A 25,646-nucleotide genomic window follows, 5' to 3' on the forward strand; every position below is an offset into this window, starting at 1 on the left:
CTGCACTTTTCTATTTTACACGGAAAAGAAGCATAAAACAGTTGCAACCGTCCGAAAACTTGTTATAGTTAGCTTGTTTGATTGTATTTTTATTCGGTTTTAAGGGGGGGAAATCTGGTGCAAACAAAAAGCTTAACACAGCTCGATACACCTTTATTCGATGCGCTACTCGCGCATGCGAAACGTCAACCAATTCAATTTCATATTCCCGGTCATAAAAATGGTCAAGGAATGGATCCAGCCTTTCGATCGTTCATCGGTCAGAATGCGCTCGATATCGATTTAATCAATATCGCTCCCCTTGATGATCTTCATCATCCAAAGGCAATCATTAAGGAAGCTCATCAATTGGCAGCTCAAGCCTTCCATGCCGACGAAACGTTCTTTTCCGTACAAGGAACGTCAACCGCAATCATGGCAATGATCATGAGCGTCGTCGGACCTGATGATAAAATTCTCGTTCCTCGAAATGTTCATAAATCGGTGATGTCAGCTATCGTTCTTTCTGGTGCGCACCCGATTTTCATTCATCCTGAATTCGATGAGACATTTGGTATCGCACACGGTATCACACCAAGCGCGGTAGAACGTGCCCTTGCACTTCATCCTGATACAAAGGCAGTGCTCGTCATCAACCCGACCTATTTCGGCGTTGCTGGCGACTTGGAGAGCATCGTCAAACTTTCCCATAGTAAGGGTATTCCGGTACTCGTCGACGAAGCACACGGCGTCCATATCGCCTTCCACGAAGATATGCCATTATCTGCAATGCAAGCAGGAGCTGATCTCGCAGCAACGAGTGTCCATAAACTCGGTGGATCACTCACTGGAAGCTCTGTTTTAAACGTTCGCCGGGGTCTTGTCTCTCCGGATAAGGTTCAAGCGGTACTCTCGATGTTGACGACGACTTCAACATCCTATCTACTGCTTGCTTCTCTTGACTGCGCACGGCGCCATCTTGCAATCAACGGTGAAGCGATGAATCGTCGGGCACTCGAACTCGCGACACGGATGCGTTTCGGATTAGCGAAGCTTCCTTATCTCGCCGTTTTCGGCGAATCCGATCTTCATTCAAGTGCGACGTTCGCTTTTGATCCAACGAAAGTGCTCGTTTCCGTTAAGGGACTTGGTATTTCTGGTCACCTTGTCGAAGAGTTTTTGCGTGAAGAACATCGGATCGAAGTTGAACTTTCTGATTTAAATAATATCCTTGTCATCATCACTTCTGGTGACTCGGAAGAGACAATCGATGCATTCCTACATGCGATGTCTTTACTTGTTGCACGCTATCAGAATAATGGCGCTGAAACGATTGATCACTCAATCGTCCTTCCAGACATTCCAGCGCTCGCTCTCAGCCCACGTGATGCTTTCTATGAAGAAACAGAGACAATTCCGTTAGTCGATGCGGTCGGACGGATTTCAGCTGAATTCATGATGGTGTATCCTCCTGGTATTCCCATCTTTATTCCTGGCGAAATGATCACGGCAGACAATCTTGCCTATATTAAAGAAAACATTGAAGCTGGTCTTCCGGTTCAAGGTCTTGAGGATCATTCGCTCGAGACGATCAAAGTCATTCAGCAATCGAATGCAATTCGGTGAAGACAAAACAAAGCAGTAATCCTTACTAGATGAGGATTACTGCTTTTTTAATTGGATCGTTTCATTCTGCATATTCATCGTTTGGCGAACAAGGAATGAATGCCGCTAATGCTTCACCAATTAATGCAACATCCTCTTGCTCAATTGCAAAAGTACGAGCTAAAACTTCTCCATTTAACACATCCTGTTGATCAAATAACGCTGACTGACCACCGGTTAAACTAACGACGAGTACTTTCCCAAAAAATTGTCCTGTACAGATGACAGCGAAATCATAGCGAGCGAATGCGGTCGTCCAGCCTACAAAGCGAACCTTATCCATCTCTGATACGTAATACAGCTCCTCTAAGGCAGTCACGGATTCCATATGCGTCCACCCTCTCCATTTTTTATTCTTTTCCTTTTTTGAATCAAGACAAAACAAAAAAAAACACCTCATACACGGTCGGCTCCCCGTGCATGAGGTGTTTCGGAATTATTTAATGATATGGATCGGGCTACCGATTGCAACTTCAGCAGTTTCCATTGCGATTTCACCAAGTGATGGGTGCGCGTGGATTGTGAGTGCGATATCTTCAGCTGTCATACCAGACTCGATTGCGAGTCCCATTTCAGCGATCATATCAGAAGCGCCTGTACCAGCGATTTGCGCGCCGATCAAGAGACCATCTGATTTACGAGTAATCATTTTCAAGAAGCCGTCTGGCTCGTTGAGTGCAAGTGCACGACCATTCGCAGCGTAAGGGAATTTAGACGCGACATAGTCGAGTCCTTCTTCTTTCGCTTGTGCTTCCGTGTAACCGACTGTAGCGAGTTCTGGGTCTGTGAAGACGACCGCTGGAATCGCGCTGTAGTCGAGGTATGCAGGGTGTCCTGCAGCTGCTTCAGCAGCGATTTTAGCTTCGAATGAAGCTTTGTGCGCAAGTGGTGGTCCTGGAACGATATCACCGATTGCGTAAATGTTTTCGTTTGAAGTACGGCACTGATCGTCGATTTCAACAAGACCACGGTCGCTGACTTTGACTTCTGCCATTTCAAGACCAAGATCACTTGTGTTCGGACGACGACCAACAGTGACGAGGACGTAGTCCGCTTCAACTGTTTGTGCTTCACCGTTGACTTCGAATGTTACTTTAACACCATCTTCTGACTCTTCCACACTTTGTGCAAGTGCTTCGTTGTGGATCGTGATGTTACCTTTTTGTTTGAGCTTTTTCTTGACTACTTGTGTCATAGCAGGCTCGAAACCAGAAAGGATGTCTTTTGTTCCTTCAAGAATGACGACTTCTGTATCGAAGTTCGCATACGCTGTACCAAGCTCCATCCCGATGTATCCGCCACCGATGACGATGAGTTTTTTCGGGATTTCAGGAAGGTTCAATGCGCCTGTTGAAGAAAGAACGCGTTTTGACCATTTGAAAGCTGGAAGTTCGATTGGAGTCGAACCAGTCGCGATGATACATTTCTTGAATTTGTAAGGAGTCGAAGAATCTTCGTTGATGATACGAACTGTATCTTCTGATTGGAAGTAAGCTTCCCCAACGACAGTCTCGACTTTGTTGCCTTTAAGAAGACCACTAACGCCGCCAGTCAATTTGTTGACGACAGATTGTTTCCAAGATTGAACTTTCGAGAAATCGACAGTTGCATTCTCAGAAGTGATCCCCATATCGCTTGAACCTTTAGCGTGCTGGAAGTTATGTCCTGCAGTGATCAAGGCTTTTGATGGGATACATCCTACGTTTAAGCAGACACCGCCGACGTTTTCACGTTCAACGATTGTTACTTTCATACCAAGTTGCGCGCCGCGGATTGCAGCAACATAACCACCAGGGCCAGCCCCGATTACGAGTAAATCTGTTTCTTGTGCGAATTCACCTACTACCATTGCTTATCCCTCCATGATGAGAAGTTGTGGGTCGTTCAATAGGCGTTTAACTAAGTTAAGCGCGTTTTGTGCAGTTGCACCATCGATGAGACGGTGGTCGAAGCTGAATGAAAGTGCAAGAACTGGTGCAGCAACGATTTCGCCGTTTTTGACGACCGCTTTTTCAGCGATACGGCCGATACCGAGGATTGCAACTTCTGGGTGGTTGATGACTGGTGTGAACCATTGACCGCCAGCAGAACCGATGTTAGTGATCGTGATTGATCCGCCTTTCATCTCGTCGCCAGAAAGTTTTCCGTCACGTGCTTTACCAGCAAGGTCATTGATGTTGTCAGCAAGTGCGAAGATCGATTTACGATCTGCATCTTTGACGACTGGTACGACAAGACCGTTGTCTGTATCAGCAGCGATACCGATGTTGAAGTAGTTTTTGTAGACGATTTCTTCGTTTACATCGTCGATTGATGCGTTGATTGCCGGGTATTTTTTAGCAGCAGCAGTCAATGCTTTTACGACGAACGGAAGGTAAGTCAATTTCGTACCTTGAGCAGCCGCAACTTCTTTGAAGTTTTTACGGAGTGCAACGAGGTTCGTAACATCCACTTCGTCCATGAGTGTTACGTGTGGAGCTGTATGTTTCGAGTTAACCATTGCTTTCGAAATCGCTTTACGGATTCCTTTGATTTTCTCGCGTGTTTCAAGTTCAGGTTGAGCAGCAACGTATGGCTTCACTTCTGTTTTTGGTGCAGAAGCAGCTGGTGCTTTTTCTTCAGTTGCTGGTGCATCAGAAGTTTGTCCACCGTTTGCGAATGCATCGATGTCTTCTTTAACGACACGACCGTTGTCTCCAGAACCTTGGACTTCACGGATGTCGACACCTTTTTCACGTGCATATTTACGGACAGATGGCATCGCGATGACGCGTTCTGATTTATGGATTTGAACCTCGTTTGGTTTGTCTTCCACTTTTTGATCCGTATCTTGAACGTCTTTCGCATTTTCTTCAGCTTTTGGTTGCTCTGCTTCTTCAGAAGGAGCAGAACCTTCGCCTTCGACTTCGAAAGTGATGAGGACGTCGCCAACGACAGCTACGACACCTTCGTCAACTTTTACTTCTTTAACAGTACCATCAACTGGCGATGGAATTTCAACGACTGCTTTATCGTTTTGTACTTCAAGAAGAACATCATCTTCTTTGACAGTGTCGCCCGCTTTTACGAACCACTTTACGATTTCACCTTCATGAATACCCTCACCGATATCCGGCAATTTGAATTCAAATAAACCCATTTGAATATGCCTCCTTTTAGTTCACTCTTCTAGTCGATTGTTATCTGTAAAAACGGAAGCAAGGAGAGAATGTACCCCTCTCCTTATTTTCCGAAATGCTCTTAGAAATTGTAGACAGTCTTGACTTTCTCGACGATATCTTTGTGATCCGGGATCCAGACGTCTTCACCTTGTGCGAATGGGAAGATCGTATCTGGAGCAGCAACACGAAGAATCGGTGCTTCGAGGTCAAGGATTGCACGTTCTTGGATTTCAGTTGCAACCATTGCAGCGATACCCGCTTGTTTTTGTGCTTCTTGAACGACGACGACACGGTTTGTTTTCTTGACAGAAGCAAGAATCGTATCGATATCGATCGGGCTGATCGTCATCAAGTCGATGATTTCGACGCTGATGTTTTCTTTTTCGAGCTCTTCTGCTGCTTTAAGTGAAGCGTGCACCATCGCACCGTAAGTGACGATTGTTACATCTGTACCTTCACGTTTTACATCAGCTTTTCCGAGTTCGATCGTGTAATCGCCCTCTGGCACTTCACCGCGGAATGAACGGTAGAGTTTCATGTGCTCGAGGAATACGACTGGGTCGTTATCACGGATTGACGCGATCAAGAGACCTTTTGCATCGTATGGTGTTGAAGGAATGACAACTTTAAGTCCTGGTGACTGAGCCATGAGTCCTTCGAGGTTATCTGCGTGAAGTTCCGGTGTTTTAACACCGCCACCGAATGGTGAACGGATTGTTACAGGTGCATTGTATGTGCCACCTGAACGGTAACGGAGACGCGCGAGTTGTGCTGCAACTGAATCGAATACTTCGAATACGAATCCGAAGAATTGGATTTCCATGATTGGACGGAATCCTGTCAGACTGAATCCGACAGCAAGACCACCAATACCTGATTCCGCAAGTGGTGTATCGAAGACACGGTCTTCGCCGAGCTCATCTTGAAGACCTTCCGTCGCACGGAATACCCCACCGTTTTTACCGACGTCTTCACCGAACAAGAGAACTTGTTCGTCGCGTTTCATCTCGACGCGCATTGCGTCAGTGATCGCTTGGATCATCGTCATTTGTGCCATGGGTTATTTCGACTCCTTTGCTGTATACTCATCAAGCTGCTCTTGCAGGTTTAGTGGAAGCTTTTCAGCCATCACGTTGATGAAATCTGTAACTTTTTGTTTTGGTTCTTTGTCAGCTTGTGCAAGTGCTTCCTTAACGTCAGCTTTAGCTTGCTCGATGACTTCGTTCTCTTTATCTTCGTTCCAAAGACCTTTTGCTTCCATGAAAGCACGGAAACGGACGAGTGGATCTTGTGCTTGATACTCATCATCCATGTCTTTTGTACGGTAACGTGTTGGATCATCACCAGCGAGTGTGTGTGGTCCATAACGGTAAGTCAATGTTTCAATCAATGTCGGAACACCGTTAAGTGCTTCTACGCGTGCTTGTTTCGTAGCTGCGTATACAGCAAGAACGTCCATACCGTCGACTTGGATACCATTGATACCAGCAGCAACAGCTTTTTGAGCGATTGTTTTCGCCATAGATTGTTTTTCGACAGGTGTCGAGATTGCGAAACGGTTGTTTTGAACGACGAAGATTGCAGGTGCTTTGAAAGCTCCAGCGAAGTTCATACCTTCATAGAAGTCCCCTTGTGAAGAACCACCATCACCTGTGTAAGTGATCGCTACTTGTTCTTTACCGCTTTTCTTAAGACCGAGAGCAACACCAGCCGCTTGAACGATCTGCGCACCGATGATGATTTGTGGCATTAAGACGTTAACACCCTCAGGAATCTGACCGCCTGTGATGTGACCGCGTGAGAACAAAAATGCTTTGTAAAGTGGGAAGCCATGGAAGACCATTTGTGGAATATCACGGTATCCAGGAAGAATCCAGTCATCTTTATCCAAAGCGAATTGCGTACCGATCATTGACGCTTCTTGTCCAGCTACTGGAGCGTAGAAACCAAGACGTCCTTGACGGTTAAGTGAGATTGCACGTTGGTCCCAGATACGTGTGTATACGAGACGGCGCATTAATTCCGTAAGCTCTTCATCCGAGAGGTCTGGCATAGCGTCTTTATTGACGACTTCACCTTTCTCGTCAAGAATGCGGAACGTTTCAAAGTTTTCTTCCACGTTTTTAAACATGTTTACGTTCATCTTTTCACCTCATCCTTTCACTGCGTTCAGCGAAATATTCCTCTGACTGATTTGCCCACATGACAATAGTGTCCAAAAAACGAAGTCCCGTGTGACTATCCTTTGAACATGTGTCTGTGTACCTATTCAGTTGAGTAAACTGTATTATCATGAATCGACACGTTATAGTGTCTTGTTCATTACGTTACAAGTATAAATCTGTAACACCTTAAAATCAAAGGAAATGTTTTATTTTTTTCGCGTTTCATATTGTGAATTCAATCACAAAACTAGAATATTCCATCTTCTGTATCATTCGATATTTTCCTACTGTGTTAGTTGTCATCATTCCCCACTTTCCTATGCTATACTTTTTGTAGACGAAAGGAGTGTTGTTCATGATCACCATGAATGAAATCGTACGCGAAGACGTTCCTGCTCTTCACGAACGGTCAGTAGAAGTGACCTTCCCTCTCAGCGATGAGGATAAGGAAACGATGCGACTCATGCGCGAGTTCCTCGCCAACAGTCAAGATGATGAAATTGCGAAGAAATACGATTTACGAAGCGGCATTGGACTTGCAGCACCACAAATCGGTGTCAACAAGCGCATGTTCGCAATCCGCTTACCGGATGGTGATGATTTGCTGGAATTTGGTATCTATAATCCAAAAATCATCAGTCATTCCGTCGAGCAGACGTATTTAACGGGCGGCGAAGGATGTCTGTCCGTCGACCGTGAAGTCGAAGGACATGTACCGCGCTATATGCGTATTACCCTAACTGGCATCGATCATAACGGAAATCCTGTAAAATTACGTTTAAAAGGTATGAAAGCAATCGTCTGTCAACACGAATATGATCATTTGGATGGTGTCATGTTCTATGATCGGATCGATAAAAAAGAACCATTCAAGGAATATGGTCCTGCCACATAATACAAAAATCCTCGTTTCCGTTTCCGGAAACGAGGATTTTTTCGAATCAGACTTCCATGATGATCGGCATGACCATCGGATGACGTTGTGTTTTTTCAGTTAAATACGGTGTGAGCGTATCATTGATGACTTGTTTGATGTCCGTCCATTTCGTGTTACGGTTCGCAAGCGATTGATCAAGCGAACGCTTAAGTAGACGTTCAGCATCTTTAATCAAATTACCTGACTCACGCATGTAGACGAAACCACGCGAGATGATATCCGGTCCTGAGACGAGACGATTCGTTTTAGAGTCAAGCGTCACGACAACGACGACAAGTCCCTCTTCTGAGAGAATACGGCGGTCTCGTAAGACGATGTTACCGATATCACCGATTCCTTTTCCATCGACATAAACGGCATTCGCTTGAATCTTCCCAGTGATAGCGGCTGCATTCGCATCTAATGCCAGTACTTCACCGTTATCCATGACGAAGCAGTTCTCTTCCGGTACACCAGCATCCATCGCAAGCGACATATGCTTCTTCAGCATCCGGTATTCCCCGTGAATCGGCATGAAGTATTTCGGATTCAATAGACGTAACATGAGCAACTGCTCTTGTTGACTACCGTGACCTGATGTATGGATATCATTCAGTTTACCGTACATGACATCTGCGCCAGCTTTATATAGCTGATTGATCGTCTTTCCGACAGAAACGACGTTTCCTGGGATTGGTGACGAAGAGAAGATGACGAGATCATCTGGAATGATTGAAATTTGACGGTGTGTTCCGTTTGCGATACGGCTAAGGGCCGCCATCGGTTCTCCTTGTGAACCGGTACAAAGGATCGTCAACTCGTTTGATTTATAACGCTTCATCTCGTTCGGCTCGATGATCGTACCCTTCGGTGCCTTGATGAAGTCAAGTTCTTGACCAATCATCATGACCTTATCCATGCTACGTCCGAAAACGACGATTTTTCGTCCTGCTTCAACAGAAGCATTGACGACTTGTTGGAGACGATAGATGTTCGATGCGAATGTCGCGAAAATGATTCGTCCTTCCGCCTTACGGAAGATGTCTGAAATCGTTTCCCCAACGACACGTTCGCTCATCGTAAAACCTTCCACTTCAGCGTTCGTAGAATCCGATAAGAGGCACAAGACGCCTTCCTTACCAAGTTCAGCCATTTTCGCTAAATCAGCAGGTTCTCCGACCGGTGTGAAATCGAACTTAAAGTCCCCTGTATGCACGATATTGCCTTGTGGTGTCTTGACGACGACACCGAACGAGTTCGGAATCGAGTGTGTCGTACGGAAGAACGAGATACTCGTCTTCCGAAACTTGATGATCGAATCTTCATCGATTTCATGAAGTTCTGCATTCCGAAGCAAACCGTGTTCTTCTAGTTTGACTTTAATGAGACCCATTGCAATTTTTCCAGCGTAAATCGGTAAGTTTACTTGTTTAAGCAAGAAAGGAAGACCGCCAATATGGTCTTCGTGACCGTGCGTGATGAAGACCCCTTTGACCTTATCTTTGTTCTTGATCAAATAAGTGTAGTCCGGAATGACATAGTCGATCCCGAGTAATTCATCCTCAGGGAACATGACACCCGCGTCGATGACGATGATTTCATCTTGGAATTGAACGACATACGTGTTCTTTCCGATTTCCCCGAGTCCACCGAGTGCGAAGACGGCGGCTTGATGGTTTTTGACGAACTTCATTCGAACGTCGCAACCTTGAAGTCAGGATGTTGTTGCTCGTATGTCAAAAATTCTCCACTAACTTCGCGGATGAACTCAATGTTGATCTCTTTGAGGTGGTCAATCGTTGATCGCACGTCACGAATGCTTTCCCCTTCTACATACATCGTTTCTGTCCGTTCACGAACAGGTGCTTCCGAACGAAGCGGTTGGTAAAATACTTTAAAAATCATGTCTAGCAACTCCTTATCAGTACATTGTTTTTTGTCCTTAGTACAGTATACACGATACATGGACTATTTTTCATCCTTATTCCGCATGTTCCCTTCCGGCAACACGCTTTTGGTTATGCTATACTTTCACATGAACAGGTCATTTCGACCAATTAAAAAGAGAAGGTGAAACCATGGCAAATCAGAAAGTCGTCTTTTTCGATATCGACGGAACCTTATTGCATGATGGTCATTTCGTTCCGGAATCAACAAAACAGGCAATTCGTCAACTTCAAGAAAACGGTGTATATGTAGCGCTCGCGACTGGACGCGGTCCCGCAATGTTATCTGGGATTCGTGAGTTGCTCAACATTGATACGATCATCGGTTACAACGGGCAAATTGTCGTTCATCAAAACGAAATCATCTACAAACGTCCACAACCTAAAGTCGATCTGACACATTTGACGCAACAAGCAAAGGAAAACGGACATACGCTTGTCTATCTTGGCGAAACAAAAGGTTTTACAACGAAATCAAATGATTTTCATGTCGTTGATTCGCTCGGAGATCTCGACATGCCGTTACCGCTTCACGATGAAGAAGCCTTCTTGTCTCACGATGTGTTTCAAACGCTTGTCTACTGCACGGCAGAAGAAGAAGCAGATTACATCAAACGTTACGATGCTTTTGATTTCATTCGCTGGCATCCCCATGCGATGGATGTCATCAACGTTGGATCCTCGAAAGCAGAAGGCATCAAACAGTTCTTGAAATTGACAAACATTCGCCGCGAGGATACCTTCGCTTTTGGAGATGCTCTCAATGACCTTGAAATGCTACGCTATGTCGGAACCGGTATTGCAATGGGCAATGGGCTTCCGGAAACAAAAGCCGCTGCCGATTATGTCACGAAACCAATTCTTGAAGACGGTATCGCACATGGACTCAAAGAATTCCAACTCATCTAATAGATAGATGTAAAGCTGAGGCACGCCTCAGCTTTTTTTAGTTCTTTACTTTATGAATCGCGCGTTCTAAGCGATCAAGATCTTCATTCTCACCAATGACGACGAGATAATCGCCTTTTTCAATGACTTCATCTGCCTGCAAGGAGATCATGACATTTTCACCCCGTTTGATGGCGACAACGTTTGCTCCATATTTACTTCGTAAGTCGAGATCAATCAAGGTTTGTTTTGCCATCCGATCACTGACTTTAATCTCAACGATTGAGAATTCTTGTGATAAGTCTAAGTAGTCAAGGATATTCGAACTCATCAATCCGTTCGCAATCCGAACCCCCATATCCCGCTCAGGGTGAACGATGAAATCCGCTCCAATTTTTCGCAATACTTTTTCATGGTAATCATTCGTTGCTTTGACGGTGATCGATTGCACACCGAGCTCTTTTAAAATCAACGTCGTCAAGATAGACGCTTGAATGTTTTCCCCAATAGCGACGATGACATGATCAAAGTTTCGAATCCCCAAACTTTTTAAAACGTTCTCATCGGTCGTATCGGCAATGACAGAATGTGTCGCAATCCCCATGAATTCGTTGACACGTTCCTCATCGGAATCAATTGCCAAGACATCATAGCCGTTTTTCGATAATTCGCGGACAATCGAGCCACCAAAACGCCCTAGTCCGATTACTGCAAACTCTCCATTCATTTTCACAACTCTCCTTCACAATCGCTCTTCATTAGTAGTGTACCCGATTCAATTTAAAAATACTATAAACGCCTCTGCGAATCGCAGAGGCGTTTATCCATTCATTATTTTGATGATTTTCCACGTACATAATCGTTATCGAACAAGAAGAGCCGTAAAATCAAATACAACGCCGGAATTAAGAGTAAAAGTCCGAAGATGAAAACGACGACGAGTGCGGAAGCCATCGTTTCGTTTACGACTGCTTTGTTGATATCGATATATGGATACAAGATATACGGCAAGTGTGTATATCCGTAACCGAACCACGCGACTGCATACTGTAACATGACCGCGACGAACGCGATGCCATAGTTCTTCTTCATATAGACGAGTGTCACGGCAATGAGGAAAAATAAGAAACTAGCAGCGAACCACCACCAGTTGCCGTTTAGGATATTTTCATAATGCCATGCCGCTTGGTTCTTCAGTCCAAAGAAGACGAGCGCACAGACGAGGATTGTTGGTCCACTCCAAAAGAGTGCCCATTTCCGAATAAGCGGCGTAGCTCCCTCATCTTTCGCTTTATCCGCGTAGAATAAGAGGAACATCGCGCTGATGTATAAGACAGATACGATAGCGAGCGCTACGACCGTCCACGAGTAAAAGTTCGAAAATAATTTCGTTCCTAAAAACTCAACTGTATCATTCGTTTTGCGGATGAAACCACCTTGACTGATTGTCAATGTCGTCGACATCGCAGCAGGAATCAGCAACCCTGTCGCTCCATATAAAAATGTGTAGAACATGCTGTCGTTTGATCCATAGTTGGCGAACGCATAAAAGCTACCACGAATCGCAATCAAGACAAGAACAATTGACGCTGGTACGAGTAGTGCCGTACCGAAATAATAAGCGGAGTCTGGGAAGAACCCAACTAGTCCTACGAAGAAGAATACGAAGAAGACATTCGTTACCTCCCAAACAGGAGAGAGGTAACGAAGAATCAATCGATTCGTCAGATGATCCCGCTTCGTATATTTTGAATAAAAGGCGTAAAATCCAGCACCGAAGTCAATTGAGGCAACGATGAGATATCCGTACAGGAAAGTCCAAAGGACCGTGATCCCTAGTGTTTGAACGTCCAAATCGTTCCCTCCTTACTTGTTATCATCCACGAACATTGCTTCACCGCGTGCATGGTGGTTTTCAGCAAGTTCTTGAAGTTCTTTTCCAACCGTGTTTTTCTTAAACATCCGTAATAAGACGACCGTACAAATCGTACCAAGCAACAAGTACAATGCACTGAATAAAATGAGCATCGGACCAACCGCTGTTGAAGTCGTCGCCGCGTCCGCTGTTCGCATGATACCGTAAAGCGTCCAAGGTTGACGACCAATCTCAGCGTACATCCATCCCGCTTCGATTGAAATCATCGCTAACGGACCACCGATGAACACCCCTCGTAAAATCCACTTATTATATGGATTCAATTTTTTCAATCGGAATGCCAAGATGAACAAAGCAGAGATAGCAGTCAAGTACATCCCAATCGATACCATGATATCAAAGAAATAGTGGACGATCAGTGGTGCTTGATCTTCTTTTGCGAATTCGTTTAAACCGATGACTTCCGTATTCGGAGCCCCACCTGCAAGAATTGAGAGCGCATATGGGATTTTGACGGCTCCTTTGATTTCATAACTGCCGTCTTCTTGCTGATCAAGTATCCCACCAAAAATCAATTCTGCTTCATTTGTCGTATCAAAATGCCATTCCGCAGCTGCTAGTTTTTCTGGCTGGTATTTCGCTAAATATTTCCCTGAGAAGTCACCGACAAGTGCTGTCGAGAACGCGAAAATCAGACCAGCCATGACAGTGAGACGAAGAGCTTTCTTATGATATGCCGTCTCTGCTGCTGAGAGTGTCTTTTTGCGAAGCAAATGGAACGCCGCGATTGCTGCCAAGATAAAGGCAACAGTCAAGTAAGCTGAAACGATGACGTGTGTCGCCTTCGTCGGTGTCGCTGTATTAAACATTGCTTTTAATGGTTCGATTTGCGTTAACGTACCATTGACGATCTTAAATCCTTCTGGTGAGTTCATGAAGGAGTTGACTGTCGTGATGAAGAACGCTGATGCTGTCGCACCAATGACGACTGGAATCCCAATCAACCAGTGCAACCATGGATTTTTGAACCGGTCCCACGTATACAAGTAAATACCAAGGAAAATCGCTTCAAAGAAGAACGCGAACGTTTCCATAAATAGTGGCAAAGCAATTGTTTGACCCGCTACTTGCATGAGTGACGGCCAAAGTAATGATAGTTGCAAGCCGATTGCCGTCCCTGTTACGACACCGACTGCTACGGTAACGACGTATCCACGCGTCCACCGTCTTGCTAATAAGATATAATCTGGATCTTTGCGTTTCAGACCGATGAATTCAGCTGCCAGTACCATGAGCGGTACTCCGACACCAATCGTCGCGAAAATAATATGAAACGCTAGTGTGAGCCCTGTCAACAATCGACTGAGCACTACGGGATCATTGAACATGTATTTAGCCCCCTCTTCCTAAAACATACTTCTCTATATGGTCTATAACCGTATCATAGAGAACATAACCCTTTGTGTCTGTTTATAATGTTTGATGTAACAAATTGTTCACATATACACGTGATTTTTTTCACAAAATGTTCGAAAACTCTTATTCCTACATATATTAAAAACTTTCCCATTCCTGAATTCGAAAGGGAAAGCTTTATATCCTTTATTATTTCATAAAAATTTTTAAACATACTCTCGGAAATAATGGTCAAGTAAATCAATGACAAAAGGAATGGCTGATTCATCCGGGTTTAATGTTGGTTGATGCAAACCAGATGTCGGATTATCGACGCCGAGCCAGAACATCATCCCTGGGATCTCTTTCAGCATGAAACCAAAATCTTCCCCTGTCATCGCCGCGTCACATTCGATATAGTTGGCATTCATCTTTACGAATGATGAGAATTTATCCACGATTTGCCGGTCGTTGACGACTTCATAATAGCGATTACCGAATTGCAGATCGATTTTAACACCAAACGAAGCTTCGATTCCTCGAATGATGTCACGGACACGACGTTCGAGTTTTTCCATGTCTTCGCCGTTTAGCGCACGCATCGTTCCGTCAAGAACCGCTCTACCGGCAATGACATTCTCACGAATACCTGCATCCACTTTCCCAATCGTGATGACACTACAATTCATCGGATTAATGGATCGACTGACGATCGTTTGCAATTGCATGATCAAGGCTGCTTGCGCAACAACTGTATCAATCGTCAAATGAGGAAAAGCCGCATGACCACTTTGACCATAGATCGTGATATGAACTTCTCGAGCACTCGCGAACAGTACGCCTGGACGACTAGCAATCGTACCGACTGGATATTCCGGTGCAACGTGAAGACCATACATCTCACTCGGACGATATTTTTCAAACAATGGACTTTTAATCATCGGCTCCGCCCCGCCCGGTCCTTCTTCTGCCGGTTGGAATAAAAAGACGACATCATCCATGACTGGTAGTTCAACGATCCGTTTCATCAACCCTAAAGCAATCGAGGCATGCATGTCATGACCACACGCATGCATGAACCCTGGGTGTTCTGAGCAATACGGAAGCCCTGTCGCTTCTTCAATCGGTAACCCATCAATATCTGCGCGATACCCGATCGTTCGGTTTCCAGTCAATCCTTTCACTCGAACGAAAACACCTGTTTCAAATGTGTCATATGTGACACGATCTGGCGGATATGCACGAATTTGTTCCAATATAAAAGCTTGCGTCTTGAATTCCTTGAACCCTGGTTCCGGTATTTTATGAAGCGCGCGCCGCATCTCAATGGCGTATTCCATCTGACTGACTTCCTCCTTCTTCTTTTACGATGTCCCAAAAAGCTTGGACTTGTTTTAATTCAAGCATCGATTCCGTGGACAAGATCCAAGTATCTCGCTTCAGTACTTTTCCGGATGATGTCTTCAACGGAAGCTGCATGACTTCATTCGATTGCTGAATCGTCGACTCAGGTAAGATAGCAAAACCGATGCCATGTAACGCCATCTGTTTGCATGTCTCGATTTGGTCGACGACCAAAGTCCGAGAGGGTGGACTTGCGAACCGATCTTGCCACCACTCTAAAATTTCTTGATAGTACGTCGAATCACTTTTGAACTGGATGAACGGGCGATCCGTCACACGCAATTGTTCAATCGACGTCAACTCACTATCAACTAGATAGAGCGGGTCTGAGAAAAGGCGCTCTTTAACACCTTTCCAGTCCGGGTTTCCACGAATGATCCCGATATGAAAGTGTTCCTCTAACATATGACGCATCATCTCACTTGACCATCCGGTGACCAACTGGACACGCACATGCGGATAACGCTCGACGAATCGTTTTAAGACACGCGGGAGCCAGTATTGTCCCATGATGGAGGCGACAGCAATCCGAAGCGTTCCGTAAACGGCACCCTCTTCTGCCGTCAATTCACTTTTTAGTTCGAGTTCCTTCCGATTCATCTCTTTTGCGAGACCAATCACTTTTTCTCCTTGCGGTGTGATGCTTAAGCCACGCGATGAACGAATGAATAGTTTGGTTCCCCAGCGTCTCTCAATCGCAACAAGACGTTGACTAAGCGCAGGTTGTGAAACGAATAATCGTTCAGCAGCTCGCCTCATATTCAATTCTTCCGATAAAGTGATCAACATTTCCATTTCCGACACTTGCAATGTGAGATTCGACTCCTCATGATATAAGATGGCATTAGTTTAACACGTTAGAAAGGACGATACATATGACACGCTATCATTTTATGTTCATCATCTCAACGATTGCAACGCTTGGCAGTCTCTATTTTAGTGAAATTCGTGGATTCATTCCCTGCCCTCTCTGTTGGTGGCAACGACTATTCATGTATACGACAGCCTTTTATTTGCTCATATCCTTGTTCCGGTCGAAAACGATCGATCCACTCTTTGTACGCCTATATGTGCTTGCCGGCTTTGGTGTCGCCTTGTACCATGTCATCCTTGAGCGTTTACCCGATGGCGAAGCGTTATGTTCGAGTGGCTGTCTCATCAAATGGGTCAACTATTTCGGTTTCTTGACGATTCCGATGATGAGTCTCATTGCCTTTACATTACTCTTGATTCTAGCGTTCTATCCAGCACGTTCGAACAATGAAGCGTAAGATATGAATCATTGGTCAATACAAAGAAGGAGAAGTCAATTCGGCTTCTCCTTCTTTTGTCGTTTTACATCACGTCCATCGATTGAAAACACTTACGGCGCTTGAGAACGCAAGCTCTGAGAGTTGTCCCGTCCCTTCACACCAGTCTCCGACGAAAGCAACACCTGCATGTCCCGGAATTTGAGTCGCAAGAGGACCTTGCCCCATTTTCCATTTGATTTCTTGTACGACTGCTCGTTTAATCGTTCGTTCTGCAACGATACGTTCTCTCCAGTCTGTGAAATGAACGTCAAGCATCTGTTCGATTCCCGTTCGAACATGTCCGATATAATCAGGATCCTCAAGTCGATCGTGTTCAAGATAAGCGATTGCTTGAAGGACTTGACCATCCTTTGGTGCGAGGCTTGCATCATAATGCGATAAATCCGTGATGAACGCTCGATGCGAACGGTCGTAGATGTATGAATACGGTGTTTGGATATAAGGCTGAAGTCCGAGATCATACACGAAAACTTCGACGGGTTCATGACTCGCATGCGGTGTCACGAATTTTTGGATCGTCGTTGGAGTCGCCATTTTTAAGATTTCACGTGGTGGTACGGCAAAGATGATCCGTTCCACATTCCATTCTTGTTTTTTTCGATCACGTACCAAGAATCCTGTCGTAGTCAATTCGACTGCTGTTATTTTTGTTTTTTTCAAGATCTCTCCGCGATTCTCTAGGATGATCCGTTCCAATTCCTGTACTAACCCTTGCCAGCCCCCTTCGATGTATGAGACAGGCTTTCGCGTCCGAAAAAGCTTTTGATAATACTCGAAATAGACATCTGATGGAATTTTTTCTGGTTCTGCCGTAAAAAAATTCGTTGATGCCAAATCAAGCATCAACTGTGCCACTTGTTCATCGACGCGTTCTGTTTTTAACCATTGCCCGATGGATTGTTGCGGATTCCCTCGTTCGACTCGTAAAATCGTTTTAATAATCTCCCATGTAAAACGTACTTTGTTCGTTCCTTCGATGACTTCTGTTTTCAGTAGTCCCCAGGCATTCGCAGGAACAGCCGTCAAATGACCTGAAAACTCATATTTCGCACGACTCGCTGAAAAATCAAGCCACGTCACTTCGATACCGAGTTGTTTCGTTAATTTGCGAAGAATTGATTGATCGCGTCCATAAATCGCATGGGCACCGTAATTAAATGTAAAGCCCTTTACGGTTTGAGAGGTGGCACGTCCTCCGAGTAATCCAGCATCCCAGAGCGTGACCGGTGTTCCTTGCTTTGCAAATAACGCCGCTGCTGTCAATCCGGATAACCCTCCACCTATGATCCCAATCGTCATACTCTCGCCTCCTCAACCATCGTTTCTCTTCTTTTCCCATAACGACCGGAGAAGAATCGAAGAACATGAAAAAAGACATGATTTCAATCATGAAATCATATCTCCTTATTTTTGATTATGCTTTCCACCATTCATCAAGTGGTGAGACGGGCATATGATGCTTATGTCCAACACGTTTATACTGCGTCTCTAACTTTTCTTGACTTGCTTCTGAAATCGACTTACCTTCCAAATAATCATCAATTTCTTCGTATGTCATTCCGAGTGCCACTTCGTCTGGTAGTGCCGGACGATTTTCTTCAAGGTCTGCTGTCGGAACTTTTTCAATCAAGACTTCTGGGGCGTTCAAGTAACGTAAGAGTTGTTTCCCTTGCCGTTTATTCAGTCCCGATAATGGTGTTAAATCACATGCACCATCCCCATGTTTCGTGTAGAATCCCGTCACGAATTCGGCTGCATGATCCGTTCCAACGACTAAACAGCCATAATGAGCGGCTAAATCATATTGACTCTTCATTCGTTCTCGCGCTTTCGTATTTCCTTTGCTAAAGTCTGAAAGTTCTGCACCTGTCGCCTCTTCGAATGCCCGCATCGATGCTTCGACCGCTGGTTTGATATTCACACGAAGCGAATGATCCGGTTGAATAAAAGTCAAGGCTGCCTGTGCGTCTGCTTCATCTTGTTGTTCACCGTAAGGCAAGCGGACCGCATAAAATGAGACATCTTGTCCCTCTTCTTTTCGCAACTCTTCAACTGCCAGTTGGCATAGACGACCTGCGAGCGTTGAATCTTGTCCCCCGGAGATGCCTAATACGAATCCCTTCGCCCCTGTATGCTTGAGATACGCCTTCAAGAAGGCTACCCGCTCGTTTACTTCTTGGGCTGGATCAATGATAGGTTTAACGCCTGTTACTTGGATGATTTCTTGTTGCATGAATAAATTCACTCCTTCACATCGTTTTAATCGTCATTTTGAATCAATCATTTGGTGATCCGTCGTTTGTTTTGCATTTGCTCCTTTGAACTGGCGGATTGTCGATACGCGAACTTCCTTGCTATCACCTAAAGAGGAGATCGGTAATTCAACCGTGTACTGTTTCGTTTCGCGTTTTGTGAACGTATCCTTCTCAATCGCTTGCGTGAATACTTGCTCTTTCTCAAAATCATACGTTACGTGTTGTTTCGCATCAATCAATTGAGCCTGAAATCGTTGCGAGGAAGGATATGTCACGTTTACACTGTGATCATTTGGATTCGTTAAGGAAATGTCTAATTGCATCATACTGTCTTGCTTTGTCGTTTTGACTGCAATCTGAATCGGTTCGTTCATGGTTTTTGTTGCCTGTTGTTTCTTTTCTTGGCAACCTGCTAAACAAACAGTAAGCAGCAACAGAATGAAAACGAGACGTTTCATTTCATCCCTCCTTTTATCTAATCAATTTTATCACAAAAAAAAGCGAGAGAGGATTTCCTCTCTCGCACATTTCATCTCTTATGCTACAGGTAAAGTAGATGGATTCATCTTGAATGAAAACAATTGCTCTAAACCTGTCGCAAACAGTTCGTCACAAATATCTTCTGCCGCGTTTGCTGGTGCAACCAATGTAATCGTACGACTGTCAATTGTTTCGATCGTGACATATACCCCTGTTGTTGTCCGTTCCTTGTATCCTACTGCTAAATCAGTTTCAGCGAAAAGTAACATATCCCCGATTCTCCCCTTTTCTCATTCATATGCCAAGCCAAAAGATGACCTACATGCTTCGAATTCGTTATTGTAGGTTTACTGTATCAAAGAGATGAAAAAAGAAGAGAATAGTCATTCGACATTTCATTTCAAAACAATATTCCAGTTCAAATAGGGATATTTTGGAATAATCTATATAGTTGTTGCATGCAAGCGTTTTTACGAGCGTTTCCAACACATTTCATTTCGATTTCAAAAAGATGACAACATGATTTTGATTATTTTACCATCATTTTTAGATAACAGGGAAAATATACCTAGACAATCGATGGCTCATTTTGTCGAATGATTCTTTCACACAATATTATTTTGAGTTCTCATGAACTTTCATCTATCATTCGATTCATTTGTTGCCAGACCGTCCCTAGTGCTTCTTCCCCACTTTCGATTCGAGTCAAGGCGAGTTCCGCCTGTAAAGCGACTTCATATTCTCGGTCTCGGCTCGCTTCACGCAGTCTTGGAATCGACTGTTCTGTTCCAACATCGAACAGGAATCGAGCAGCCCGCCAACGTACTAGTTTATTTTTATCCGTCAAAGCCTCCATCATCATTGGTTCAGCCTCTGGCATCGCCCAATCCGAAATCGTATCACCTGCTGTTCGTCGTACGATACCTGATGGATCATGGAGTGCACTTGTCAGATACTCTAATAATTCTTCCCGATGTTCTTCGAACATCCCAAGCTTTACGATTGCTTGACGACGAATTTGCATTTTTTCATCCTGTAATAATCGTGCATACGCCGGAACCCATTCCATTTCAACAGGCAGTTCATCAAGCGCCGCAAATCGTTCTTTCCAATCAGACGAACGAATAGCTTGACCACTAAAGGCGATATCTTCCCCTGCTGCGAGCGACTTGAGACGTTCGATACGTTCGACTGGATATGCGATCTCAATCTCATTCGCTACTTCACGCAAACTTTCGTCAAGGTCACCGTATCGAGGTGCTTGTTCCACCCAGCGTCGATCGCTAATGACATTCTGAACGAATGGTTGGACGAATAGCGCTGCTTCTCGGAATCGTTCTGGCAACCCTTCTCGTTTTTCTTCTAATCCTTTCACACCTTTGATTTGCATTGGTACGCCTAAAATGAACTGTACAAATAAATGGACTGGCTCATACTCAGCATCTGTCTCGTGCTGTTCAACGTCATTTAACGTTTCACCGAACGCACGTCGTATATCGATGACAAGCGAACGCCAATCATATTTCGGATAACGCTCGATCGATAAAAAGTCACTGACCTGATAAACAAACTTAACGCCAGGTATTTCAAGTAATCGCTGAATGTGTTCCGGTGCGCCAAAGGCATGCTCGAATGTCTGCCCCTTTTCCGAAAAGACCTCATCAACGATGACTTTCATGTTATTTGGACTTGGTGTTGGTTCAATCGCTACGATTTTCATGTGTATCCCCTCCACTTCTATCATTTCAGATATCTAATCTGAAATGCAAAGCAAATGCCCTACAGAAATGACCGTAGGGCAAAAACTTACTTGAATGCTTCTTCGATAATTGCAACGAAAGCATCCGGTGTCTCAAGCATCCCCATGTGTCCACTGTCTGTTGACCGATGTATGAGATGATCATTTGTTGGTGCAAACGCACTTTCCTCTGAGATCAATGGATCCTTCGTACCATGAATGATGACACCTTTTACGTTTGCTTTCGTTAAAGCTTTCGTCATATCCCGACGATCTCGCATCGCAGAGAGTGCACGGATGGCTCCTTCGACGGTCATCATATACCCAATTTCAAGTGCTTCAGCAACAGCGAATTCATCGGCTCCTTCCGCAAATAAGGACGGAACAAGACCATTGACAAATTCTCTTACACCAACTTCTTCGACGCGCGTGATATTTTGATTTCGTTTTTGTTTCGCTTGTTCATCATCTGCTTTCGCCGTTGAGTAAACGAGACCATATCCACTGATTTGTTCGGCATACCTTTCCACGATTGCAGCCGTGATGTACCCGCCAAAAGAGTGACCAACGATGATTGGCTTTTCAACACCACGTCGCTCTAGATCATCCATGACCCATTCTGCGAATCCCTCAATCGTATCAGGTCCGACATCCAGTCCTTCATGTCCTGGTAAACTCAACGGTAAAACTTCAAAAGAATGTCGTAAATTTGCCTCTACCCGATTAAAATAATCTGTCCCTCCTGTAAATCCATGTAGGAGTACAAGTGTTTGTTTTTCCATTGACTACCTCATCCCTTCCACTCAGATGCGAGCATACGGTACATCGTCAAGTTCATGAAACGACCATGACTATATGCATAATCTTCTAATAATCCTTCTGCTTGAAACCCTAATTTTTGCACCAATGCATTGGAAGCAAGATTCTCAGGTGCTACGAGAGCACTGATGCGATGGAGAGCGAATTCCTCAAATCCGTAAGTCAGAACAGCTCGAGCCGCTTCGGAAGCCACTCCGCGTTGCCAATACTCTTGACTGACTTCAAAGCCAATTTCAGCTCGATGGTATTGGGAGAGCCAGTTATGAAAACCAATCGTACCGATCAATTGATTCGTTTCTGCATCAGCAATTGCCCAGCGAATCGCTTTACCTTGTGTAAACTGTTCCTTGAAGTAACTGATGACATTTTTTGCTTCATAGACTGTCACAAGCGGATCTGATCCGTAATAGTACATGACTTCATCATCTGATAGGATTTTAAACAATTCACGTGCGTCACGGTTTTCGAGCTCACGTAATACGAAGCGCTCGGTTCGCAATTCCGGGAATGGCTTTCGCAAGCCCCACATGCTCCATCACCTCTCTTTATGCTTCTCTATGTAGTATGCCCGTTTTCAGGAGTAAATATCCTTTCAGGCAATTCGAAGTTTTGCTACTATTGAATTATGAAGGAGTTAGTCACGGAAAGGAAGCGAAGTGGTATGTCAAGTGCGTTACTTTACTTATATGAGGACGAGGAAAATCAACGCTTGACGATGTCAGGGGTGCATTTCTCTGATTTCGCCGCAGCCGTCGATTTGAAGCGTCCTTTGCTTATTTCAGGAAGTGATTTCAAGCAGACGAAACAATCGTTTCGGACAATGCTACATTATATCGAAGCGCATGAAATCGAACAGTTTTCACAATCCACGGATGTGCAGCGTCATCCATTGATTGCTATCGATATTCGTTCCTCCCATTCACTCGACGTATTAACGGATGTCGAGATCGCAGAGTTGTTATTTTTAATGCATATGAAACGTGGAATGCCACTTCCCTTCCTTGATTCGATTGAAAATGAATTGGTCTATTTTAGCGAGCATGACGGACTTCATGCTTCCGTTTACTTAAAAGACTGGGCACGCGTCGAACAATTGATTGCTGATCTTGTGCAACGAAAATTCCGACAGCACGCACGATCCGTTGCCTCTATTGCTTTAACAGCTGAAATCATGATCCATATCCGTCATTTTCTCGGAGAAGGGGTCCTGATTGATTTCGAAAGCGCAAAGCGATCTGTTTTTTCAAGAAATATTACGATTCCTGTCTACGTGGCTGGCCGTTATGAAGACATGAGCGTATTACATGAAGATTTTGAAGCCGAGAAAGAATCGATTCTTAGACGTGGAACGCTTGTGTGTCGAAAAAAGAAATGGAGTTTTGAGTTAGATTGACCTTTAGCATCTTTTTCTTTTAGAAAAGGATGCTTTTGTTCTATTTGAATTTTAAATGATGATTCCTTCTTTACGGTTATTATGGACAATGTGACAATATCGTTAAAAAATTTTTCGAATTTTCACACAAAATAAGACTAGCATCTTGTGAGGACTTCGCTATAATGAGGATAACCTTTTTAAGATAGAAGTTAGACCTGTTTTTTTGTAGGGATGGTACTGGAATCAGCAGAAGGAGGAATTCAATATGGATCAGTTAAAAGTGAACGGAATTGGCTCATTCACGAAATTTGCGACGAACGGGAACATCCTCAAATTAAAGGATGCGACACTCGGTGAAGTGAAACTGTCGCTGAATGAAGCGAGTTCAATGACCATCGCCCCTGTCGATGAAGAAAATGGACTTTTCGTCATTAAAGGGCAACAGCAGGAATCGCTTGTTGAACTGACGTTACCACGTCAATCCTGTGAGGTCGTTCACGCTTGGCTTCTCCATAAATTGAAACGCCATAAAAAAATACGCTCGATTGCGACAAGCTGACATTTGTATGAAAATCCTTAACTCAAGACTTCCATTCATGAGTTAAGGGTTTTTTTCTGTTTAAAAGTCTCGGTGATAAATTTTCAGAAAATATTGTTTTCTTAGATTCTTCATGTTATCCTTAGAAAAATTCAAGCAGGAGGTTTTAAACATGACATATACATCGCTTATCCCAGTACGACTGATTGTGATTAGGACCAGGGACTGAAGATTCATTTCTCGATTGAGAAGATGAAGACCAGGCCCTTTTCGTCATTTCGACAAGGCGTCTGATCACACGACGCCTATCCACGCACATCGTGGATGAGGCTTTTTTTATTGAAATTAGAAGGAATGGAGGACAACACATGTTTAAGACAAAAGATACGTTCGCTTTAGGATTTATGATCTTCGCATTATTTTTCGGTGCGGGTAACCTAATCTTCCCACCAGAACTCGGCGCCCTTGCAGGTAAACAATTCCTCCCAGCCATCCTCGGCTTTATCGTGACAGGTGTGGGTCTTCCGTTGCTCGGCTTACTTGCTGTCGCATCTATCGGAGGCGGTATCAAAACGCTTGCTGCTCCTCTCCCTCGTTTTGTAGGTGCTGCCTTGACGTTTGCTCTCTACGTTGCCATTGGACCTTTCTTCGGAATCCCTCGGACATCGGTTGTCACGTATGAGCTCGGTGTTGTACCATTTCTCGGTGCGCCTTCACAAATGACATTAGTTCTCTCATCAAGTCTCTTTTTCATTGCTACGCTTTACCTCGTATTGCGTCCTGGTAAATTACTTGAAATCATCGGACGTTTCATCACACCTTTATTGCTGATTGCACTTGCTGCGTTAAGCATCAGTAGCATCGTCTCACCACTTTCAAGTGTCGCTTCACCAAGCAAAGCCTATGAGACGACAGGTCAAGCATTCATCCAAGGTTTTCTTCAAGGATACTTAACGCTTGATGCACTCGGCGCCTTAGTCTTCGGTGTCGTGGTACTTCATACATTAAAAAGTCGAGGCGTTCATGAACGAACAGCACAATTTAAAGTCGTCACTCGTGCTGGAACGATTGCTGCGGTTGCTTTGACTCTCGTCTATATCGGACTCGGAATGATCGGACGTAATACATTTGCCGCAATCGGAAAAGTCGATGGTCCGACCCTTCTTCAGCATTATGCGAATACAGCATTCGGTTCAATTGGTTTAGCTGTACTTGGTCTTGCGATCCTACTTGCCTGCTTGACGACTTCAGTTGGTCTCGTCACTGCATTTGCAGAATATATGATGACTCTTTCAACACGTGTCACATTAAAAACAGCAAGTATCTTCACGACTGTTCTTGGTCTCACGGTATCTATTGTCGGATTACAGACATTGTTATCAATTGCCGTTCCCGTGTTGATGTTCCTTTATCCAATCGTCATCGTCTTAATCGCATTAACATTCATGCGTCATCTGTTCCGTCGTAAGTCGGTCGTTTATCAGTTCACTCTTGGAGTAACGATTTTCTTCTCACTTTGTAGTGCGTTAAACCAACTTTCTCTTTTCCCGGGAAATCTCAAAACCTTCTATCAATCACTTCCTTTAGTGGATCAAAGTTTAGAATGGTTATTTCCGACACTTATCGCCTTTGGTCTCAGTTCATGGTTTGGACACGTTTCCACCCCTTCCGTCATACAAAAACGCGCTAGCTAGTGATTCCGTTTTCATAGCTATGGTATGATGAACAAAATG

The 25,646-nt window shown here is 44.3% G+C and carries 26 protein-coding genes; 7 read left to right on the forward strand and 19 right to left on the reverse strand.

The window, feature by feature from the left end:
* Positions 1-117: 117 nt before the first annotated feature.
* The gene (locus ASG02_RS07845; RefSeq protein WP_056062388.1) at positions 118-1,605 is read left to right on the forward strand and encodes an aminotransferase class I/II-fold pyridoxal phosphate-dependent enzyme; all 1,488 of its coding nucleotides are present in this window, start codon (positions 118-120) and stop codon (positions 1,603-1,605) included.
* A 61-nt stretch (positions 1,606-1,666) separates the two neighbouring features.
* Here ASG02_RS07845 and ASG02_RS07850 read toward each other — a convergent pair whose 3' ends face one another.
* The 5 genes from ASG02_RS07850 to pdhA form a co-directional block, all read right to left on the reverse strand.
* Positions 1,667-1,972, reverse strand: a complete 306-nt coding sequence (locus tag ASG02_RS07850) for an SAV0927 family protein (RefSeq protein ID WP_035406699.1) — start codon at positions 1,970-1,972, stop codon at positions 1,667-1,669.
* Between the two features lie 108 nt (positions 1,973-2,080).
* Positions 2,081-3,493, reverse strand: coding sequence for a dihydrolipoyl dehydrogenase (gene lpdA, locus ASG02_RS07855; RefSeq protein WP_056062389.1), 1,413 nt, complete (start codon positions 3,491-3,493; stop codon positions 2,081-2,083).
* A 3-nt stretch (positions 3,494-3,496) separates the two neighbouring features.
* Positions 3,497-4,783 (reverse strand): dihydrolipoamide acetyltransferase family protein, encoded by a 1,287-nt coding sequence (locus tag ASG02_RS07860; protein WP_035406694.1) that lies wholly within the window; start codon positions 4,781-4,783, stop codon positions 3,497-3,499.
* 101 nt (positions 4,784-4,884) lie between these two features.
* On the reverse strand, positions 4,885-5,862 hold the full coding sequence (locus tag ASG02_RS07865; protein ID WP_035406692.1) for an alpha-ketoacid dehydrogenase subunit beta: 978 nt from the start codon (positions 5,860-5,862) through the stop codon (positions 4,885-4,887).
* Positions 5,863-5,865: 3 nt separating this feature from the next.
* Positions 5,866-6,948, reverse strand: a complete 1,083-nt coding sequence (pdhA, locus tag ASG02_RS07870; RefSeq protein WP_035406689.1) for a pyruvate dehydrogenase (acetyl-transferring) E1 component subunit alpha — start codon at positions 6,946-6,948, stop codon at positions 5,866-5,868.
* Positions 6,949-7,325: 377 nt separating this feature from the next.
* On the opposite strand from pdhA, the gene def reads away from it, so the two are divergent.
* A complete protein-coding gene (gene def, locus ASG02_RS07875; protein ID WP_023468853.1) occupies positions 7,326-7,865 on the forward strand; it encodes a peptide deformylase in 540 nt (179 codons plus the stop codon).
* A gap of 46 nt (positions 7,866-7,911) precedes the next feature.
* Here def and rnjA read toward each other — a convergent pair whose 3' ends face one another.
* Positions 7,912-9,579, reverse strand: a complete 1,668-nt coding sequence (gene rnjA, locus ASG02_RS07880; RefSeq protein ID WP_035406688.1) for a ribonuclease J1 — start codon at positions 9,577-9,579, stop codon at positions 7,912-7,914.
* Positions 9,576-9,791 (reverse strand): DNA-dependent RNA polymerase subunit epsilon, encoded by a 216-nt coding sequence (locus ASG02_RS07885; RefSeq protein ID WP_029342182.1) that lies wholly within the window; start codon positions 9,789-9,791, stop codon positions 9,576-9,578. Before ASG02_RS07885 ends, rnjA begins: the two co-directional genes overlap by 4 nt.
* Positions 9,792-9,964: 173 nt before the next feature.
* Between ASG02_RS07885 and ASG02_RS07890 the strand changes: the two genes are divergently transcribed.
* Positions 9,965-10,741 (forward strand): Cof-type HAD-IIB family hydrolase, encoded by a 777-nt coding sequence (locus ASG02_RS07890; RefSeq protein ID WP_035406686.1) that lies wholly within the window; start codon positions 9,965-9,967, stop codon positions 10,739-10,741.
* Positions 10,742-10,778: 37 nt separating this feature from the next.
* On the opposite strand, the gene ASG02_RS07895 is transcribed toward ASG02_RS07890, so the two are convergent.
* The 5 genes from ASG02_RS07895 to ASG02_RS07915 form a co-directional block, all read right to left on the reverse strand.
* The gene (locus tag ASG02_RS07895; RefSeq protein WP_035406684.1) at positions 10,779-11,447 is read right to left on the reverse strand and encodes a TrkA family potassium uptake protein; all 669 of its coding nucleotides are present in this window, start codon (positions 11,445-11,447) and stop codon (positions 10,779-10,781) included.
* A gap of 104 nt (positions 11,448-11,551) precedes the next feature.
* The gene (locus ASG02_RS07900; RefSeq protein WP_035406681.1) at positions 11,552-12,574 is read right to left on the reverse strand and encodes a cytochrome d ubiquinol oxidase subunit II; all 1,023 of its coding nucleotides are present in this window, start codon (positions 12,572-12,574) and stop codon (positions 11,552-11,554) included.
* A gap of 12 nt (positions 12,575-12,586) precedes the next feature.
* The gene (locus tag ASG02_RS07905) at positions 12,587-13,984 is read right to left on the reverse strand and encodes a cytochrome ubiquinol oxidase subunit I (protein WP_035406678.1); all 1,398 of its coding nucleotides are present in this window, start codon (positions 13,982-13,984) and stop codon (positions 12,587-12,589) included.
* A 234-nt stretch (positions 13,985-14,218) separates the two neighbouring features.
* Positions 14,219-15,331 (reverse strand): N-acetyldiaminopimelate deacetylase, encoded by a 1,113-nt coding sequence (locus ASG02_RS07910; RefSeq protein ID WP_056062392.1) that lies wholly within the window; start codon positions 15,329-15,331, stop codon positions 14,219-14,221.
* Positions 15,315-16,205, reverse strand: a complete 891-nt coding sequence (locus ASG02_RS07915; RefSeq protein WP_023468861.1) for a LysR family transcriptional regulator — start codon at positions 16,203-16,205, stop codon at positions 15,315-15,317. The genes ASG02_RS07910 and ASG02_RS07915 overlap by 17 nt, the downstream gene beginning before the upstream one ends.
* Before the next feature lie 65 nt (positions 16,206-16,270).
* Here ASG02_RS07915 and ASG02_RS07920 point away from each other — a divergent pair, with 65 nt between their 5' ends.
* A complete protein-coding gene (locus tag ASG02_RS07920; RefSeq protein WP_035406674.1) occupies positions 16,271-16,666 on the forward strand; it encodes a disulfide bond formation protein B in 396 nt (131 codons plus the stop codon).
* 69 nt (positions 16,667-16,735) lie between these two features.
* On the opposite strand, the gene ASG02_RS07925 is transcribed toward ASG02_RS07920, so the two are convergent.
* From ASG02_RS07925 to ASG02_RS07955, 7 genes are all read right to left on the reverse strand, one after another.
* Complete coding sequence (locus tag ASG02_RS07925) at positions 16,736-18,007, reverse strand: FAD-dependent oxidoreductase (RefSeq protein ID WP_056062395.1); 1,272 nt, start codon at positions 18,005-18,007, stop codon at positions 16,736-16,738.
* Between the two features lie 115 nt (positions 18,008-18,122).
* Positions 18,123-18,941: an ammonia-dependent NAD(+) synthetase gene (gene nadE, locus ASG02_RS07930; protein ID WP_056062397.1), complete on the reverse strand. Its 819-nt coding sequence runs from the start codon at positions 18,939-18,941 to the stop codon at positions 18,123-18,125.
* Between the two features lie 33 nt (positions 18,942-18,974).
* Positions 18,975-19,421, reverse strand: a complete 447-nt coding sequence (locus tag ASG02_RS07935) for a BsuPI-related putative proteinase inhibitor (protein WP_035406667.1) — start codon at positions 19,419-19,421, stop codon at positions 18,975-18,977.
* 78 nt (positions 19,422-19,499) lie between these two features.
* Positions 19,500-19,712: a hypothetical protein gene (locus ASG02_RS07940; RefSeq protein ID WP_035406663.1), complete on the reverse strand. Its 213-nt coding sequence runs from the start codon at positions 19,710-19,712 to the stop codon at positions 19,500-19,502.
* Positions 19,713-20,071: 359 nt separating this feature from the next.
* Positions 20,072-21,163: a conserved virulence factor C family protein gene (locus ASG02_RS07945; RefSeq protein WP_056062400.1), complete on the reverse strand. Its 1,092-nt coding sequence runs from the start codon at positions 21,161-21,163 to the stop codon at positions 20,072-20,074.
* Between the two features lie 86 nt (positions 21,164-21,249).
* Positions 21,250-21,963: an alpha/beta fold hydrolase gene (locus tag ASG02_RS07950; RefSeq protein ID WP_056062403.1), complete on the reverse strand. Its 714-nt coding sequence runs from the start codon at positions 21,961-21,963 to the stop codon at positions 21,250-21,252.
* An 8-nt stretch (positions 21,964-21,971) separates the two neighbouring features.
* Positions 21,972-22,529, reverse strand: coding sequence for a GNAT family N-acetyltransferase (locus tag ASG02_RS07955; protein WP_035406655.1), 558 nt, complete (start codon positions 22,527-22,529; stop codon positions 21,972-21,974).
* Between the two features lie 132 nt (positions 22,530-22,661).
* Here ASG02_RS07955 and ASG02_RS07960 point away from each other — a divergent pair, with 132 nt between their 5' ends.
* The 3 genes from ASG02_RS07960 to brnQ all read left to right on the forward strand — a co-directional run bounded on the left by ASG02_RS07960 (position 22,662) and on the right by brnQ (position 25,607).
* Positions 22,662-23,393, forward strand: coding sequence for a hypothetical protein (locus tag ASG02_RS07960; protein WP_056062405.1), 732 nt, complete (start codon positions 22,662-22,664; stop codon positions 23,391-23,393).
* A gap of 247 nt (positions 23,394-23,640) precedes the next feature.
* Positions 23,641-23,934 carry a hypothetical protein gene (locus ASG02_RS07965; RefSeq protein WP_035406649.1) on the forward strand — a complete coding sequence of 98 codons (294 nt, stop codon included), beginning with the start codon at positions 23,641-23,643 and terminating at the stop codon, positions 23,932-23,934.
* A 347-nt stretch (positions 23,935-24,281) separates the two neighbouring features.
* Entirely contained in the window at positions 24,282-25,607 is a 1,326-nt protein-coding gene (brnQ, locus tag ASG02_RS07970; RefSeq protein WP_035406647.1) for a branched-chain amino acid transport system II carrier protein, read from the forward strand.
* Positions 25,608-25,646 lie beyond the last annotated feature (39 nt).

The organism is Exiguobacterium sp. Leaf196, from assembly GCF_001423965.1.
Classification (GTDB): Bacteria; Bacillota; Bacilli; order Exiguobacteriales; family Exiguobacteriaceae; genus Exiguobacterium_A.